15 protein-coding genes are annotated in these 17,120 nt (G+C 39.7%); 10 read left to right on the top strand and 5 right to left on the bottom strand.

The window, feature by feature from the left end:
* Position 1: 1 nt before the first annotated feature.
* Both surA and lptD read right to left on the bottom strand, forming a co-directional pair.
* A complete protein-coding gene (gene surA / locus PS1M3_RS14420; RefSeq protein ID WP_008131826.1) occupies positions 2-1,297 on the bottom strand; it encodes a peptidylprolyl isomerase SurA in 1,296 nt (431 codons plus the stop codon).
* Between the two features lie 39 nt (positions 1,298-1,336).
* The gene (gene lptD, locus PS1M3_RS14415; RefSeq protein WP_203985117.1) at positions 1,337-3,583 is read right to left on the bottom strand and encodes an LPS assembly protein LptD; all 2,247 of its coding nucleotides are present in this window, start codon (positions 3,581-3,583) and stop codon (positions 1,337-1,339) included.
* A 112-nt stretch (positions 3,584-3,695) separates the two neighbouring features.
* On the opposite strand from lptD, the gene PS1M3_RS14410 reads away from it, so the two are divergent.
* From PS1M3_RS14410 to djlA, 3 genes are read left to right on the top strand one after another with little or no spacing between them, the layout of a single operon-like run.
* The gene (locus PS1M3_RS14410; RefSeq protein ID WP_203985109.1) at positions 3,696-4,697 is read left to right on the top strand and encodes an aminoglycoside phosphotransferase family protein; all 1,002 of its coding nucleotides are present in this window, start codon (positions 3,696-3,698) and stop codon (positions 4,695-4,697) included.
* Positions 4,694-5,347, top strand: a complete 654-nt coding sequence (gene murU, locus PS1M3_RS14405) for an N-acetylmuramate alpha-1-phosphate uridylyltransferase MurU (protein WP_008131831.1) — start codon at positions 4,694-4,696, stop codon at positions 5,345-5,347. The genes PS1M3_RS14410 and murU overlap by 4 nt, the downstream gene beginning before the upstream one ends.
* Before the next feature lie 33 nt (positions 5,348-5,380).
* Positions 5,381-6,238 (top strand): co-chaperone DjlA, encoded by an 858-nt coding sequence (gene djlA, locus PS1M3_RS14400; RefSeq protein WP_008131833.1) that lies wholly within the window; start codon positions 5,381-5,383, stop codon positions 6,236-6,238.
* On the opposite strand, the gene PS1M3_RS14395 is transcribed toward djlA, so the two are convergent.
* The 3 genes from PS1M3_RS14395 to rapA all read right to left on the bottom strand — a co-directional run bounded on the left by PS1M3_RS14395 (position 6,221) and on the right by rapA (position 10,987).
* Positions 6,221-7,126 (bottom strand): DUF3530 family protein, encoded by a 906-nt coding sequence (locus tag PS1M3_RS14395; protein ID WP_239104465.1) that lies wholly within the window; start codon positions 7,124-7,126, stop codon positions 6,221-6,223. The two genes, djlA and PS1M3_RS14395, sit on opposite strands and share 18 nt — an antisense overlap.
* Before the next feature lie 119 nt (positions 7,127-7,245).
* Positions 7,246-7,899, bottom strand: a complete 654-nt coding sequence (gene rluA / locus PS1M3_RS14390) for a bifunctional tRNA pseudouridine(32) synthase/23S rRNA pseudouridine(746) synthase RluA (protein WP_138739840.1) — start codon at positions 7,897-7,899, stop codon at positions 7,246-7,248.
* 193 nt (positions 7,900-8,092) lie between these two features.
* Complete coding sequence (gene rapA / locus PS1M3_RS14385) at positions 8,093-10,987, bottom strand: RNA polymerase-associated protein RapA (protein ID WP_203985101.1); 2,895 nt, start codon at positions 10,985-10,987, stop codon at positions 8,093-8,095.
* A gap of 307 nt (positions 10,988-11,294) precedes the next feature.
* Between rapA and PS1M3_RS14380 the strand changes: the two genes are divergently transcribed.
* From PS1M3_RS14380 to PS1M3_RS14350, 7 genes are all read left to right on the top strand, one after another.
* Positions 11,295-12,659: a PhoH family protein gene (locus PS1M3_RS14380; RefSeq protein WP_239104464.1), complete on the top strand. Its 1,365-nt coding sequence runs from the start codon at positions 11,295-11,297 to the stop codon at positions 12,657-12,659.
* Positions 12,659-14,041 carry a PhoH family protein gene (locus PS1M3_RS14375; protein WP_203985098.1) on the top strand — a complete coding sequence of 461 codons (1,383 nt, stop codon included), beginning with the start codon at positions 12,659-12,661 and terminating at the stop codon, positions 14,039-14,041. The genes PS1M3_RS14380 and PS1M3_RS14375 overlap by 1 nt, the downstream gene beginning before the upstream one ends.
* Positions 14,042-14,233: 192 nt before the next feature.
* Positions 14,234-14,596: a hypothetical protein gene (locus PS1M3_RS14370; RefSeq protein WP_024595179.1), complete on the top strand. Its 363-nt coding sequence runs from the start codon at positions 14,234-14,236 to the stop codon at positions 14,594-14,596.
* A 208-nt stretch (positions 14,597-14,804) separates the two neighbouring features.
* Positions 14,805-15,842 carry a hypothetical protein gene (locus tag PS1M3_RS14365; RefSeq protein ID WP_013465892.1) on the top strand — a complete coding sequence of 346 codons (1,038 nt, stop codon included), beginning with the start codon at positions 14,805-14,807 and terminating at the stop codon, positions 15,840-15,842.
* Positions 15,839-16,156, top strand: a complete 318-nt coding sequence (locus PS1M3_RS14360) for a hypothetical protein (protein WP_008109627.1) — start codon at positions 15,839-15,841, stop codon at positions 16,154-16,156. Before PS1M3_RS14365 ends, PS1M3_RS14360 begins: the two co-directional genes overlap by 4 nt.
* Positions 16,157-16,168: 12 nt before the next feature.
* Positions 16,169-16,516, top strand: coding sequence for a hypothetical protein (locus tag PS1M3_RS14355; RefSeq protein WP_016899198.1), 348 nt, complete (start codon positions 16,169-16,171; stop codon positions 16,514-16,516).
* Positions 16,517-16,673: 157 nt separating this feature from the next.
* A complete protein-coding gene (locus tag PS1M3_RS14350) occupies positions 16,674-17,045 on the top strand; it encodes a hypothetical protein (protein WP_203985096.1) in 372 nt (123 codons plus the stop codon).
* Positions 17,046-17,120 lie beyond the last annotated feature (75 nt).

Raw genomic sequence — 17,120 nt, 5'->3', positions numbered from 1 at the left:
TTTATTCGTCTGTAGGGAAAATTTCAACATGGGCTTGTTCGCGCATTTCTTGCTGCCAGTTGAAGCTTTCTTCTTTAAATTTACGGTTAAATAGCATGCCATGTGCGCGGTTACGTTTTGCTAACTCAGTTTTATCAGCAACACGTTTGTCGAGTAGCTGTACTATATGCCAACCAAACTGGGTTCTAAAAGGCTCGCTAATCTCGTTTTGTTTGAGCGATAGTAATGTATCTCTAAACGCAGGAACATAGGTAGTTGGATCAGTCCAATCGTATTCACCGCCTTTGAGTGCAGAGCCTGGATCTTCAGAGTATTCTTTAGCGAGCTCGCCAAAATCAGCGTTGCCAGCACGTAGGTCTTTAGCAAAACCAGCAAGCATATTACGTGCTTTTTCTTCGCTTAGAATAATTGAAGGTTCAATAAGTATGTGGCGTGAGCGCACTTCTGTTGTTTCAACTACTTGTAGGCCACGCACATCTTGAACTTTAATAATATGAAAGCCAGCACCTGAGCGAAGTGGCCCTACGATAGCATCTTTCTTTTTACTCTTTACAGCTTCAGCGAAAAGAGAAGGCATCTCATTTATACCCATCCAACCTAATTGACCGCCTTCAAGTGCTTTTGAGCCGCTTGATGATGAAATTGCAATGCGTTTAAATTCTTGGCCGTCGTTAAGTAATTCAATAACTTTATCAGCACGTGTTTTAGCCGCTGAGATTTCATCTGCTGTTGCTTCGTTAGGAATATCGATCAGGATGTGGCCAATATCATACTCTTCTGCACTTTGACCTTGGCTAGCCATTATTTTTAATAAATTATCGACTTCTTGCTCACTAATATAAATACGGCGGTCAACGTTTGCGCGGGTAACTTGTTGTGTTGTGATCTCTTTACGTATTTCTTCACGGTATGCTTGAAAGCTATCGCCAGATGCTTCAACCGTACGTCGTAAATCGCTAATTGTACCGCCTTGCTCTTTTGCAATGTTAGCAAGCGTTTGATCTAACTGGCTGTCAGAAATTTGTAAACCCATGCGCTCAGCCATTTGCATCATCAGTGCTTGGCTAACTAAACGTTCCATGGCTTGCACACGTAAAGTTTCGTCTTTAGGTAATTGTTGACCTTGTTCTTGGGCTTGCTTTTTTACGCGATCAACAATGGAGTTTACTTCGCTTTGTAAAATAACACCTTGGTTTACAATGCCAACAACTTTGTCAATTTCTACTGGTTCAGCAAATGCATTTTGGCACAGGCTGATACTTAAAACGGTTGATACTAATAATTTTTTTAAAGTCATGTTCTATTTACTACTCTTGCTAATAGTACGTTTGTGATACTAGTTATTAAGAAAATACGGTCTACGATAGCCAAAAATACCTTGTTGTAATAGTTTTTGTGCATCATAGCGGCTTTTACTTCCCAGTCCTTTTAGTACAAAATTAAAACTAATACCTGAATCAAAGGTGGCTTGCTCTGTACCTATTGACTGATTTAAATCAGTTTCGATTTGGCGGTGACCAGTAATTTGAAACGCCCAACAGCACGATTCATACTGCAACCCACTTAATATTTCGACACTTCGGTTGTTTTCAAGGTCGCGATGATAGCTTGCAATAAACTGCCATTCGTCACTTATTGGAATACTTGTAAACACACCTGTTTGCTCGATTGTATTTCCTGAGACATCATTTGCATAGCGATGGTTCAATTGCACTAGCTGATTATTATCACCTTTGTAATCTAAAGTGGCATTTGATTGAATCATTTGTTTGCTATCAGTGTTGTACTGTATACCCGCAGAAAAATACCAACGACGATGCCAATGTACCATGGTTTGCGCTGCAAATAATGCATTGTAATTGCTATCTGAGTTTAAGCTTTGCTCGGTTGGCTTGGCATCATCAGATAAATAAAATATTTGTCCGGCACTAAAGTTAAAAATCTCTTCTTGTTTTTTATCAAATAAGCGCGTTGTTGCACCGAGCGTAAACTGGTTTGCAGCGGCTATTCTATCAACACCAGAAAAGCGTGTGTCTCTAAATAAGCCGTAATAATCGTCTTGTAATTTGGTTGTATCGTATAAACCAATATCAGATTGATCCTTATTAGGCGTATATAAATACTGTATTTGCGGCTCTAGTGTTTGAATACCGTCTTGGACAAGGTAGGAAGTATCGCGCTCAAAATTAAGCTGTGAATATAAACGTACTTTTGGCAAAGTACGCGATACGCTTTGCTTAAACTGTGTCCCGGATAGGTCACCTTGTTGATCGTAATTTGTTTGTAATAAGCTTACTTCAGATAAAAATGACCATGCGTATTGGTCGTAATCAAACCGTGCTTTTGGCTCAATATGAACTCGAGTTGCTTGATCTATAATTGCAGAGCTGTTGGTAAAATGGCTCAACTCACCAGACACGCTAAAATCAAAATGATCAAATTTCCATGGTGCTGTTTGTGTGAAATTAATTTGTGGTATAGCAGTGTACGACTCTAAGTGATCACCCAGTACCTCAAAGTTTTGAACTTTTATATCGGTCCGCCATGTGTCTCCTAAATGAGTCAGTACGCCGGTACGATAAAGTTGGGTGTCGGTTTTATTCGCATAACTTGATTCTAAATCAGTAATATAGTTATCGTCGCTTACATTGGTAACGTCAACACTTGCTCGCCAATTTTCGTTTAAGTAACTTTTTTGCTGCCAATGAAACATGTAGCGCTCACCAAGCGCTGGCTCTGAGTCGTCTTTGTTTAGGTATTCTATACCCACTAGGCCTTCATGTTGCTTGGTTAAATATCTAAGCTCTGTTTTTAATTGCAAACCCTTGTTAGCCATATAACGCGGCGTGATGGTGGCATCTAAGTTAGGCGCAATATTCCAATAATAAGGAGTAATGGTTTCTAAGCCATACTTGTCTGAGCTTGAGATACTAGGCGTGAGTAATCCCGATTTACGGCGCTCGTCTAATGGGAAAGTAAAATAAGGTAAATACAAAACAGGGGTATTTAAAATTCGAAGTATGGCATTGTGAGTTTCGCCCCAACCTTCTTCGCGAGATAAATTAATCTCGTCGGCTTCAATTTCCCAAGCTGGGGTTTCGCCCGGACAAGCAGTAAAGCTTGCATTCATCAGTACTAAGCCAGAATCATTTATAGTGAGCTTTTCAGCACCGCCTTTACCTTGTTGTTCTGTTAGCTTGTAATCAGCACCTAACAGGCTAATTTCTGAATTATTTAAATCGGCATTTAACCCTGAGCTATTTACGTTACTAACAGCATCGCGATATACAATAGGACCTGTGGCATTAAGTAAACCACGTTGCTTGTCTATCAATGCAGTTTGTGCGGACAAACTCATATTAACGGTGTTAATATCAACATTGCCGGTAAATTCGGCGCTTTGAGTACCAAGGAGTTCTACATCATCAGCTTTAATGTCAACATTACCGAGTTTTACGCCAGGTAGCGGTTGCCAAGCTCTGGTTTGCATTGAAGTGCCACAAAGTTTGTGTGTCAGTTCAGTTTCGGCAAGCGATGGTGCGCTAACTACGCTTAGCATCAAAATGCCCCAGGTTTTGCTCATTTATTGACCCTAATACTGTGTGTATAAATATAATTTACACATAATAAAGGAAAATAATGGCAAATACAGTAATTGACCTAATTAACTTAGTTAAAAATAGATATCTTATAAAATGACACGCTTTGATAATTTACAACACTTCATAACGACCCACTTTGGCAAACAGCCAGATACCCTTGAGGCGATAACCGGAGATGCGAGTTTTAGGCGGTATTTTCGCTTAACAATTAATAATCAGCACTTTATTGTAATGGACTCCGATCCACAAAAGGTCAATAACGCACCTTACTTATCTTTGAATCAAGTTTTTACTGACCAGGGTTTTTTGTTACCGCATATTATTAAAAGTGATGAACAACAAGGCTTTTTTATTTTAACTGATTTAGGCAGCACACACTTAGCCGACATGCTTAATGATGCAAGTAGAACCGACTACTACACACAGTTAATAAGTTTATCAGCCAAGTGGGCAAAAACGCCTGAGGCTTCAGATATGCAGGCCTATGGTAAAGACTTTATAGCGCTTGAATTGTCGATATTCAGCCAATGGTTAGTAAAAGAGTTTATTGCTGAACGCGTTGATACAAACCAACTTAAAATGTGGGAGTCGAGCTGCGATCTACTCACTCAAACCATGCTTGAACAACCCACGGTAACAGTTCATCGCGACTACCACAGCCGTAATATTATGCACAGCGACTCTCAGTGGGCAATAATTGATTACCAAGACACCGTACGAGGGCCACTTTGTTACGATTTAGTTTCGTTGTTACGCGATTGCTATTTTAAGCTCCCTAACAATGAACTCGCTCAGCTATTAGCATTTGGATATAAAGAGTTTAAACGCGAAGGCTTAGTCACTAACACGTCGTTTGAAGAATTTAAAGTTTGGTTTGACTTAACGGGTTTACAGCGTCATTTAAAAGCCGCCGGTATATTTTGTCGCCTGTATTTGCGTGACGGTAAGACAGGTTATTTAACTAATATTTTGCCTACCCTTGAATATATTGTAGATGTTGCTGAACGCTATCCTGAACTCAATGCACTCAGTGACTGGGTTAAAAATACGATAGTGCCAAAAGTGACTAAAAGATTAGAGCAGGTAAATTTATGAAAGCCATGATTTTAGCCGCAGGGCGTGGGCAGCGCATGATGCCGCTCACTCAAGCTATGCCTAAACCTATGCTTAAAGTGCAAAATAAACCACTAATAGAGCATCATGTTAATAACTTAAAGGCCGCTGGCATTACCGACATAGTGATAAACCTTGCATGGCAGGGTGATAAAATTAAAGCGTACTTTAAAGATGGCAGTCAATTTGGTGTAAATATTGTTTATAGCCAAGAAGTTGAAGGCGGCCTTGAAACCGCGGGTGGTATTATTCAGGCACTTCCTTTATTGGGAGAGTCGTTTATTGTGATAAATGGCGACGTATTTACCGATTACGATGTAAGCTCGCTTATGCAATTACATTTGCAACCAGGTGAGGCACATTTGGTGCTTATTGAAAATCCCCCACATAATCTTGATGGGGATTTTACATTGAGCCATTTATCCCCAGATAGTCAAAAATATACGTTTTCGGGTATTAGTCGTTATCAGGCTGACTTTTTTAATGGTTTAGAGCCGGGCATTCGTCCGCTTGGGCCGTTATTGCGAGAAAAACTAAGTAAGCATTTAGTGTCTACCGAGCTTTATATTGGTAATTGGGATGACATAGGCACACCAGCGCGTTTAACGGCATTAAATGAGCGCTTGGCTTAAGCCGACACATAATTAATAGGAGTAGTCGTTTACATGTGGGGAAAAATACTCGGATTTTGTTTTGGTTTTATGTTTGGCAAAATTTTTGGTGCTATTTTAGGGTTATACCTTGGTCATTTATTTGATAAAAGCTTAAAAAATAATTTTGATAAGGCGGGTGGTTTTTCAAGTTTATTTAATGGTGATGACGTTCACGAGCGCCAAGCGCTATTCTTTTCAAGCTGCTTTGCAGTGATGGGGCATATTGCAAAGTCTAATGGCCGAGTAAGCGAGGTACACATTAAAGCCGCTAGCTTATTTATGGACGAAATGGGTTTGAAAGGCGAAGAACGCCGTGAAGCACAGCATGCATTTCAAGCGGGTAAACAAAGCGACTTTTCATTAAAAGAAACCGTCTATGATTTTAAAGAACGCTTTGCTAAGCGTCATGACTTACTGCAATTATTTTTAGAAATACAAATTCAAATGGCGTTTTCTGATGGCGTTTTAGCTGAGCAAGAAAAGCAGTTATTAAGTGAAGTAAGCAAGCAGTTAGGTATTTCTAAAACTCATTTTGCGTTTGTACTTAAACGCTATCAAGCTGAATTTAACTTTAGAAAACAGCAACAGCGTTACCAACAGCAGCAAGGGCAAAGTAGCAGTTATAAAGAAGGCTCAGGGCACCATGTACCCCCCAACAATAATATGAATCGTGCGCAAGCGCTTGGGCTTTTAGGACTTAACGATGGGGCAACCGAGCGGGAAGTAAAAGTAGCGTACCGAAAGTTAATGGCGCAACATCATCCTGATAAATTAGTATCGCAAGGTTTACCAAAACATATGATGGAATTGGCGGTTAAAAAAAGCCAAGACATTCAAGCAGCCTATGAGTATTTAAAAAAGGCGGCGTAAAAAGCCGTCTATTTCTTTTGTTAGCCGAGCATGTTGTTGAGGTTGATCACGAAGCCCAAATAACTGGCGCTGGCGGTAGTCAAACTTAGCGTTTCGGTTAACCCAGCGCTGGCGATTTTTTAAGTTAATTAAAATATCACGGTTGTCGCTGGCGTAATAAATATCTAAAAGTGCAGGCGTAACAAGAGACGTTGTCTGGCTTAAGCTTTTATTGCGTTTTGCATTGGGCAGATAGCTACTTACACTAATAAACGCATCAATACGCTCTTGTGGAAAGTCTGCATAGTACTCAGTTAACACCCCTGCGCTGGTGCCTTGCGCAATCACAACGATATTAGTGGGTTCTTGCATCGCTGTTTGGTAAAGCGCTTTGTAGCGAGCAAGTAAATTTAGTTTGTAGTTATCGAGTATTTCGTCGCTGATGGCTTCAATGGCATCTACATGGTGAGGCGCTTCATTTTTACTTGAAGCATTAGGCTGCTCTGACTCAGTGTTGGCTTGACTCTCTGTTTCAGTGGCGGCACTTGGTGCTGTTTCTGCAGCAGGCTCAGCTATTTTACTCGCTTGCCAATCAATATCAGGGGTAGTCATCGCATAGGTGGTGTAGCCTAAATTGTTAAGCTCTTTGCGTAAGTAACTCATTCCAGCATTGTTGGTAGGGGTTGATTGCCAATCGGGAATAAGTAATACAATCCCTCTAAAATCAGCGCTCATGTATTCACTACGTAAACTTAAAAATTCAGTTTCACCTGCTAGCATTGTTTTTACTTCGTCGGTAGGTAAAAGGCGTTTAATATCGCTATTTTCAATACTTGATAAAGAAGGTGGGGCAATATGTTCTGCAGCCGTTGTACAGAGTGCTAAAAGGGCTACACAGCTAAACGCCATGTAACACAGAACCTTTTTAAATAATCGCAAAAACACCATAACACGCTCAATCAGTCGTCATTAGTTAGGTATCGGCATGCTTGTTTAAAAGTTTAATTTTTCCTAAGTAATCGAGCCCATTAAAACTCGGGTTCTGCTTCAAAGGTCATTACTTGTTCGGTGACAGGGTGTTTTAGTTGCAACATTTGTGCGTGAAGTTGTAAACGCGGTGCGGCTGCAAGCGCCTCTTTATGAGCATAGAGTCGGTCACCTAAAATAGGGTGGCCAAGGCTTAGCATGTGTACGCGCAATTGATGTGAACGCCCCGTAATTGGAGTGAGCTCTACGCGTGTGGCGTTTTCTTCTCGTTCAAGTACTTTGAAATGAGTGAGTGATGGCTTGCCATTTTCATGATCTACCATTTGCTTTGGGCGATTAGGCCAGTCGCAAATAAGGGGTAAATCAACCGAGCCATTGTCTTGTTCAAGCTTACCAAAAACGCGAGCTATATAACGCTTAGCGGTTTCGCGATCTTGAAATTGCATGCTTAAATGTCGGTGTGCAGCTTTATTCATAGCAAGGCAGAGTATGCCAGACGTTGCCATATCAAGACGATGAACAATTCGTGCGGTTGGAAACACGCGATTAACGCGGTTAATTAAGCTGTCGGCATGCTTAGGATCTTTACCCGGTACGGTCAATAATTCGCTGGGTTTATTAACAATGAGCAAGTCGTCGTCTTGAAAAAGTATGGTTAAATACGGGTTCATTGGGGGATTGTAATTAACTAACACGGCCGACCTTAATGATTTTGAAGGACGCTATTTTAGGGTAGCAAGGGCAAAGGCTCAAGGAAAACATTGATAGCCTGTACGAAGGCTTCTAATTTATATACTTTTTTGAATATAAAAAAGCGCGGTATAAATACCACGCTTTACTTAGCTGCTGTTGTTTGCAATTTTTACTAACAACTAAAAGCTCAAAACCTTAGTGAGAAACCACGATTAAGCGAATTGCATCTAGTTGTAACTGCGCCTTTTCAATGTGTGCAGTTAGCTCGGTGCGTTGCTTATCGTAAAAGGTAATTTCTTCTTGGCGAATATTAGGGTTAATTTGCTTAAGCGCGCTTAATCGCTCTTGCTCTTCGCTAAGAGACGTTTGCATTTTAGCTAGCGACTGTGAACGAATAACCTCGAGTTTTTCTTGTGCCATGTCTTTTGCAGTTGTGATCATAGGGTGAATTGCGCTTTGTAGCGCACCCGCGAGTTTACTTGCTGTTTGACGACCAACGGCTGAAAGCTGTTGGTTAAACCCGTCAAATGCGACGTTTTCGCCTAAGTTATTACTGGCTTTATCAAGCAATATACGAATAGGCGTTGGCGGTAAAAAGCGACCCACTTGTAATGCTTTAGGCGCCATTGCTTCGGCTACAAAAATTAGCTCAACAAAAAAGGTGCCCGCAGGGAGTTTTTTGTTTTTGAGTAAAGCAACCGATGCGCTACCAAAGTCATCATCACAAATCATATCCATCGTGCCTTGCACCATTGGATGATCCCAACTGATAAAATGTACATCTTCTTGCGAAAGTGCAGTATCACGGTCAAAGGTCACTGTCATGCCGTCATCTTTAAGCGATGGAAATGACGCGCTTAACATATGCTCTGTAGGCTTTAATATAATTGTATTTTCGCCTTTGTCTTCTTGGCTTACACCAAAGGTGTCGAACACGTTAATCATGTAGCTGGGCAGCTCAAACTGGTTGTCGAGCTTTTCAATATCAGCAACTAATGAGTCGGCGGCGCCTTGCCCCGATGAGTGCAGTTCTAATAAACGATCTCGTCCACTTTCCATTTTTTTACGTAGCACAGTATTTTGCTGAGCGACTTGCTCAAGGAGTGGGTCAAGTTCGTCTTCATCACAGTTATGGGCTGAAATAAACTCGAGTAAGTCATCACGAAATTCTTTATACAATAGCTGGCCAGTCGTTGATGTGGTTTCAAACGCATCAAGGCCTTCATTGTACCAACGCAGTAACACTTCTTGCGCCGTGTTTTCAAAGTATGGCACGTGAATGTTTACATCTTGTGTTTGCCCTATACGGTCTAATCGACCAATTCGTTGTTCTAGTAAATCGGGGTTTAATGGTAAATCAAATAACACTAAGTGATGTGAGAACTGAAAGTTACGACCTTCTGAGCCAATTTCTGAACACAATAATATTTGTGCGTTATCGTATTCGTCTGCAAAAAAGGCGGCCGCGCGGTCACGCTCTATAATCGACATACCTTCGTGGAATACCGAGGCTTTAATCGCTTCACGTTCACGCAGTATTTGTTCAAGGCTAATAGCCGTTTCGGCCTTGGCACAAATAAGGAGTACTTTTTCGTGTTTAAGCGTTTTAAGTGTTTCAATTAACCAATCTACGCGAGGATCAAAGGCGCCCCAGCTTGCGCTTTCACCTTCAAACTCTTGGAATATTTTTTCAGGAAAAAGAGCACGATGCGCGCTCAGCTCTGCGTTTTGAATACCACTCATGTTACCTAATACCGACATGGCCGTTTTGTATTGCTTTGGTAATGCCATTGGATAGGCATGCAATTTACGACTTGGGTAGCCATCAATGCCACTGCGGCTATTTCTGAACAATATACGCCCTGTACCGTGTCTGTCGAGTAGCATGTTAAGTATTTCTTTACGCGCTGGTAAATCACCTTGCTGTGCTTTTTCAAGAATGACGGTAATGTCGGTTTCTTTTAATAGCTCGATAAGCGTTGCTTTTGCGTTGTCGTCAAGAGCTTGCTCTTGCAATAACTGGTTTGCAGCTTGCGCTACATCTTTGTAATTGGCTTCTTCTTCTTTGAATACGTCGTAGTCGTAAAAACGGTCTGGGTCGAGCAATTGTAAGCGAGCAAAGTGACTGCTATGGCCTAGTTGATCAGGCGTTGCTGTAAGTAAAATAAGGCCCGGAATATCTTGGCTTAGCTCAGCCATGCGTTGATATTCAGTACTTGGTTTACCGTTATTAATGCTTAAGTGGTGCGCTTCATCAACAACTAATAGATCCCAATCAGCTAATGTGGCTTGTTCAAACCAGCGCTTTTTCTTGGTTAAAAACTCAAGGCTAGTAAGGACTAACTGCTCTGTATCAAATACATTTGGCGAGTCGGCAAAGGCTTCGTCGCAACGCTCTTCATCAAAAATAGAAAAACGTAAGTTAAAGCGGCGTAGCATTTCGACTAACCACTGGTGCTGAAGGTTTTCAGGTACAACAATAAGTACACGGCTGGCGCGACCACTAATAATTTGCTGATGCAGTATCATGCCTGCTTCAATGGTTTTACCTAAGCCTACTTCGTCAGATAATAATACGCGTGGTGCAAAACGTTTACCCACTTCTTGGGCAATGTAAAGCTGATGCGGAATAAGGTTAGCGCGTTGACCAATCAATCCTTTTATAGGTGATTGTTCGCGTTCAAATTTATGTTGCCATGTTTGGTAACGAAGCGTGTAACGATCAAAACGATCTACTTGGCCGGCAAATAAACGGTCTTGTGGCTTATTAAATTTTATAAAATGATCTAAAAAGGTTTCTTTTAACTTTGCTTCTTCGCCGTTATCAACACGGGTGCCCACATAGCAAAGTAACTCACCTTGTACTTCAATAGATTCGACTTCTAATTCCCATTCTTCAACGCTTTTGATCACATCGCCTGGATTAAATGCCACACGGGTAACGGGTGCTTCTGCTGTAGAGTAAACACGGTTTTCACCACTGGCTGGAAATAATATGCTGACCTGGCGGCCTTCAATGGCAACAACGGTGCCTAATCCTAAATCTGACTCTGTATCACTGATCCAACGCTGACCTAAGGAAAAATTCATGTATGTCTCGTCTATGATGAAAAGGGCGGCTATGTTACCTGTAAGCTAACACCACTGCAAGGCGCTATTTAGCTCACTTTTAATTAATTTTATAAGTGTTAATTATAAAGAATAAAACCGCCATTTTTTAACCTATTAAAAAGGTAAATAAAAACTAAATTCAGGTTGTAATAAAACGGACTTTTATGACAAATAGACTAAACTTTCAATATGCCTTGGCAATTAAGTATTGCAGGTTTTGATTTTTGCCCGTTTTACTTAGTTATTTTGGTATAGCATAAAAATCATAAAACGTAAGGAAAGTGCTATGGAAAAAGCTTCGAACCTTGAAAGTAAAATGTATGTGCTAGACACCAACGTACTCCTCCACGAGCCCCTCGCTTATTTGTCTTTTCAAGAACATAACGTGGTTATTCCGATGACCGTACTTGAAGAGCTTGATCATATTAAAGATAGAAAACACGATGTAAGCCGCGATGCCCGCGTTGCAATTCGTGGTTTAGATGAGGTACTCAAAAACGCAACCCCTGAACAAATGCTACAAGGTGTAGCCTTACCCAGTAATAAAAAAGCAAAGTCGAGCTCTGCCGGTACGCTCATTATTGTTAACGACCATTTATTCGCAGACTCAATTTCGGGTTTGCCAGGCAATGAAAACGACCATCGAATTATTAACTGTGCTGTATATTTACAAAAGCAGCATAGCGATTCAAAAGTGATATTGGTTACCAAAGATATAAACATGCGCTTAAAAGCTAAAGGTGCAGGGCTTAAATATGTAGAGGATTACCGAACAGATCAGCTTATTGATGATATTAATTTGCTCACTAGCGGTTATAAAAAAGTAGAGGGTGATTTCTGGGGACATGTAGGGCAATGCAATACAGAGCAGCACGGGCGAGATACGTTTCATCATGTGCCTAAAAATTTAATACCCGATGTATTTTGTAATGAGTATTTACTTGACGAGAGTAATCACTTTGCAGCTAGGGTAAAGTCGTTTGATGATAAGCACATTACTATAAAAGATATTAGTGTTGAGCGGTTAATGCATCATCATGCATGGGGCGTTAAGCCCAAAAATATTTATCAGGGTATGGCGCTTGATGCATTACTTGATACTAGCATTGAACTGGTGATTTTAACGGGCCCCGCTGGATGTGGGAAAACGTTATTAGCGCTTGCCTGTGCACTTGAGTTGGTTATAGAAAAAGGTATTTACGATAAAGTGCTTGTGACCCGAAATACCCCTGAAATTGCAGAGTCTATTGGTTTTTTACCCGGTACGGAAGAGGAAAAAATGGCGCCGTGGCTCGCTGCTATTACCGATACGCTAGAAGTGCTCCATAAAGGTGACGAGAACCCAATATCGAGCCGAAATTACATCATGGAAAAGGCCAATGTACAGTTTAAGTCGGTTAATTTTATGCGTGGGCGCAGTATTCAAAATGCGGTGGTGATTTTACAACCCCGAATTGAAAATATTTTAAAACATTTACTACCTTATTTTTATTGGCCTACATCAAAAGTAAAAAGAATTTCCAAAAATTTCGATATTTTTATCAACCTTAGACACTATCAAAATAATAAACCTTTACTAAATTCTCATAACTTTCATGAAGTGAGTAATACAAAGTCTAGCAATGACTCAATGTTAGGGGTAGCTGCATAATGAATAATTTGAAAAAAAACAGAAACCCACGAGTACTCGATACATCAGCTTTGGTTCATGATCCAAAGTCATTGCTCGCTTACAGTGAAGATGTATACATCTGTCTAACAGTTTTAGAAGAATTAGATAACTTAAAAGAGAGAACTAATAAATCGGTAAGTGCTGATGCTCGTGTATGTATCCGTATGCTTGAAGACATTATAAACGGGCACAGTGCAGAAGAAATGGAAGCAGGTATTCCACTGCCTTCTACTGAAACAGCTAAAAGAGGCAAGTTGTTCATTGGTATTGATACTCAATTGGACATGGCAAAAGAGTTAAAGCACACGATTGGTAGCGATGCTGACAACAGAATTATTAACTATGCACTACATCTTCAGAAAGAGTTAGATAAAGACGTTACTATCGTTAGCCGCGACATTAATATGCGACTAAAAGCTCGAACTGTTGGTGTTATGGCTGAAGATGTATCTGTTGATAATCAAATCGCAGATATAGATTTGTTATATACAGGAGTACAAGCTTTTGAAGGGGATCTTTTTGATCGAATTGAATCAGACAAAGACTTCAAGGTTTCAGGAGAAGTTTATACATTCCCAATAAGCTTGTTTAACGATGAAGTTCAGCCAAACATGTATTGGTATGATGAAGCTGGACATATTGGGCGAATTTCAGAAGTAACTGATACTAAAGTTTACACAAAGTTATTGCCGCGTAAGCAAGAAAAAGTATGGGGGATTTTGCCTAAAAACCAGCGTCAGGCGGTGGCTTTAAGCCAATTAACAGATCCTTATTATGACTTAAATATCATCCTTGGCCCTGCTGGCTCCGGGAAAACTTTTTTAGCAGTTGCTTCGGCGCTGCATCAAGTATTGGAGTTGAAAAAGTACAAAAAAATTGTTGTGGTGCGATCGAGAGATTTTATGGATGATGATCCCGGATTCCTTCCGGGGGATTTAACTGAAAAATCAATGCCTTTGCTCGCAGGTATTACAGACGCACTTATCTCGATGCACTCGGATGATAATCATGAAAGTAATATTCATGCAACAGTCGAGCATGTGATCGAAAAAGCCAATATAGAATTTACTAGTATGGCTTACTTCCGAGGTCGTTCAATAGACGATGCTGTTTTAATCATTGATGAAGCTCAAAACATGACACGTGCTCAGATCAAAGGGATGCTTAGTCGGGGAGGAAAAAATTGTCGGACAATTGTACTCGGTAACCTAGCCCAGATTGATGATAAGTTTGTCACACCCGCATCTTCAGGTGCTAGCGCGGCTGTTAACGTGTATAGAAACTATGAAAAAGGCTCAGTATTGATATTTGATGAAGTAGAGCGTAGTAGCTTGGCTGAATTCACTGAAAAGAACATGTAGGCATCAAACTACAATTCACATTTCCTTATAATATTGCGACAATAGCCACTGCTTTTTGCAGTGGCTTTTCAGAGAAGCCCGTTCCCACGAAAACAGGACGAAATGGATTTACTCTGAACTAAAAGATTAAATATTCACAAAAACTGAGTGACATAGGTGCGTGGCCTAGCGTTGCCGTTTTTTGGTGTATTGATGTCTTTTAATAAAGAAGACCTGCTAGTAAATATAAAAAGGCAGGCAAAACGATTATCTAAATTATTAACTATTCCCCTTGGACAAGCCCAAGAAGCCCTAGCTATTTGTCTGTATGACTGTAACAGTTACAGCGATTTACTAGTAAAAATAAAAGCTGAATCCTTTGACAACCCATTGATAGCACTGTCTGCTCTCTCACCAAACTCGGAAATATTTTTAGTAAAAATATTAGCTAGCCACCTAGATAGCATCATTGGAAATTTTGAAAAAAAATTTCCCGGTTCCAATATAAATGAAGAATTAGTCATATCCCTTTTCGGACTTAGCTTTGATGAGTTCAAAGCCAAAATTTCTGACTGATTTTGTACAAATCCGTAAGTTGCCATTTAAAAATTTAGCGATATTATGAGTGAAAGGTTGTGCGGACAGCCTACGCCTACACATGTTTTTCGCCTTGAAAAACGTGAACAGTGAAGCGGAGCATCCGTAAAAATTTGGTTATTTGAACAATAAATAAAGCAATGTGTTGGTAGGCCATTGTTTATTGGAAAGTTGTTTGGAGAACTAAGTGATCTCACTTTATCAATTAAAGAATAAGCTCAATAAACAAGCAAAAGAGTTTGCTGAGTTATTAGAGTTTCCTGATCTTTACGCCCAAGGCCTGTGGGCTAGAGGTGTTTATAACTGCCCTCATTTTTCTGATACCCATAAATATCTCTCTGAAGTATTTGAAAAGAAAAAGCTGGACTCAATTCTAAAGCACGATTCCCTGAAATATTTAATGATCAACGAATACGATGATCAAGAAATTATTGAATCGCTTCATAAAGAAATTGAGTCAATGGCAAACCGTATTGAAAGCCTGATGCTGGTAGATATCGAAACATTAGAGTTAGTTTCAGTGATATACCAAGTTTTAGGGTTGCCTGAAAATGCCAAGTTTATTGTAAATACAGGTGCAGACTTCCGCTTAGAGTGGCGACCATACTTTGATGCCTTTGATGATCCGTTGATAGTTCAATATGCAGATTTAAAAGTTCATGGTTGTTATTTCAGGCTAATCGCTTGCAAGTTTCCGTTTGAAAAGCTTTCCTTGGATGACATTAGAAAATACATGTACATCAATCATGTAAACCATAATGGTGAGTTTGAAGGCTGTATTTCTGAAGGAAATACATTTTCTAAGCATGTGCACTGGCTGGTGTTGACACTTGAATTATTCAGTAGCGGCAAAGTAAATAAGGCTCAGTTCAATCCAACAACCTTCAAAATCGAAGGTATGCGCTATTTGGTATATGGCTTCCCATTGATTCCTTCCTTTGTATCTGATTGGCACAAACCTGATTTATGTCTACGAGTCAAAAATCTAGATGGCGATCAGAAGTTCATTGTTCGTATCGAACAGCAAGATCTTGTTTTTTATGCGAGGCGCGTTGATACCAACTTTTTTAACACAATCGATTATGAAAAATACATTTCGTTGTATCAATCTAGTGTTCTGTCACATTTTGATGCTGACAACAATTTGCTTAAAGTTGATGGGGTTAAATATCTAAGTTTTTTTCGTCCTTTTTCTGTAGAAGATATGAAAGGAGTTCAAGCATGAGACCTAGAGTAAAACTAACCAACGCAAAACTTATCTCAATTCAATCTGATACAGAGGAAAAAGTTGAACGGGTGCTTTACGGCACATTTGCTGACGAAAATGAAAATGGTAAAGAAGGAGATGCTTTATTCACGATAAAGGTTTTGGAAATCAATGGTCTAGAAAGTAAGTGCTTTGGTGTTGACTTTTATATCTTAGATGCTGAATCTAAAGAGTTTGATGTAAATGCATTTGAGTTTAATTTAATGCATGAGTGTATGTATTCTCCTAATGAGTTATTAGAGCTGCGAGATATGCTCCCGGCTAGTTATTAGTAAGGGAATACGTTGGATAGAATATATTTAAAGGATGCCTACATAGTATCTGTTTACGACTATAAAGAATTTGAAAAAATATTTCTTGGCGAGTTTTTATCAGGGGGGGTTATTGAAGATGAAACATTCAGGTTTCGGCCATTTCAGCAAATCGTGACTTCAAAGATTGTTAGCAAATCTGCTGATGAGGATAAGTTAGAAATATACACACATAGTGGGAGTTGTTATGTGATTGATGCTGACCATAAGTTAATTGATATTTCATTTGTTGAACTGGTTGTTATGAGAGCAGGAGCTTATTCGGCAGATCGAGTTTTAGAAATGAGAGAGCAACTTAAGTCTCAAAATAAAAGCCATTGAATAGCGAAGATAAGAAGTCTGATGAGATTATTATTTGTCACTTACCTCTTTGAAAAATTTGACGATAATCAAATATTCATAAATGTTTATACAGCATCAATTGACTTAGTCAAAAATTTGCATTAGTATTAGAGATGTATATTTGTAAGAGAATTTTATGTCTAAAGCATTTTCAAAAGTCTTAGTAATGACGCTTATGCTGGTTGCCTCTGTAGGGCAAGCATTTGCGTATTCTGCTATGCCTTGCGAAATGTCATCAGGTTCTCACGAATCACACATGAACATGAACATGAACATGAACATGAACATGGATCATGGTGATATGAATAAAAGCAGTAATGGTCAATCAGAAGATTGTTGTGACGTTGAATGTATTTGTCCTGCAAATGCTTGCTCATCTACGACAGTCCTAAATTCCAGTGTTGACTCGACAGATATTCAAATATTCAGTGAATTTGTAGCTGCTCTGCAATCTAAACAACCTCATTCAATTTCCACTTCCCTTTATCGTCCACCAATTTTTGCCTAATACAGGATTAGTGCGTCCAAATTTCTCGCACATGTAATTAATTTTTCTGTTAGTCAATATAGCGTCGTAGCGCTA

It is taken from the genome of Pseudoalteromonas sp. PS1M3, from assembly GCF_016865405.1.
GTDB classification, from domain to species: domain Bacteria; phylum Pseudomonadota; class Gammaproteobacteria; order Enterobacterales; family Alteromonadaceae; genus Pseudoalteromonas; species Pseudoalteromonas marina.
This window is presented reverse-complemented; position numbering and strand designations above follow the sequence as displayed.

Excerpts from the sequence above, each read along its gene's own strand:
- PS1M3_RS14380 (WP_239104464.1), top strand. The coding sequence starts at position 11,295 with ATGGAAAAAGCTTCGAACCTTGAAAGTAAAATGTATGTGCTAGACACC.
- PS1M3_RS14360 (WP_008109627.1), top strand. The coding sequence starts at position 15,839 with ATGAGACCTAGAGTAAAACTAACCAACGCAAAACTTATCTCAATTCAA.
- surA (WP_008131826.1), bottom strand. The coding sequence starts at position 1,297 with ATGACTTTAAAAAAATTATTAGTATCAACCGTTTTAAGTATCAGCCTG.
- PS1M3_RS14350 (WP_203985096.1), top strand. The coding sequence starts at position 16,674 with ATGTCTAAAGCATTTTCAAAAGTCTTAGTAATGACGCTTATGCTGGTT.
- PS1M3_RS14410 (WP_203985109.1), top strand. The coding sequence starts at position 3,696 with ATGACACGCTTTGATAATTTACAACACTTCATAACGACCCACTTTGGC.
- PS1M3_RS14395 (WP_239104465.1), bottom strand. The coding sequence starts at position 7,126 with ATGGCGTTTAGCTGTGTAGCCCTTTTAGCACTCTGTACAACGGCTGCA.
- murU (WP_008131831.1), top strand. The coding sequence starts at position 4,694 with ATGAAAGCCATGATTTTAGCCGCAGGGCGTGGGCAGCGCATGATGCCG.
- djlA (WP_008131833.1), top strand. The coding sequence starts at position 5,381 with ATGTGGGGAAAAATACTCGGATTTTGTTTTGGTTTTATGTTTGGCAAA.
- PS1M3_RS14375 (WP_203985098.1), top strand. The coding sequence starts at position 12,659 with ATGAATAATTTGAAAAAAAACAGAAACCCACGAGTACTCGATACATCA.
- rapA (WP_203985101.1), bottom strand. The coding sequence starts at position 10,987 with ATGAATTTTTCCTTAGGTCAGCGTTGGATCAGTGATACAGAGTCAGAT.
- PS1M3_RS14370 (WP_024595179.1), top strand. The coding sequence starts at position 14,234 with ATGTCTTTTAATAAAGAAGACCTGCTAGTAAATATAAAAAGGCAGGCA.
- lptD (WP_203985117.1), bottom strand. The coding sequence starts at position 3,583 with ATGAGCAAAACCTGGGGCATTTTGATGCTAAGCGTAGTTAGCGCACCA.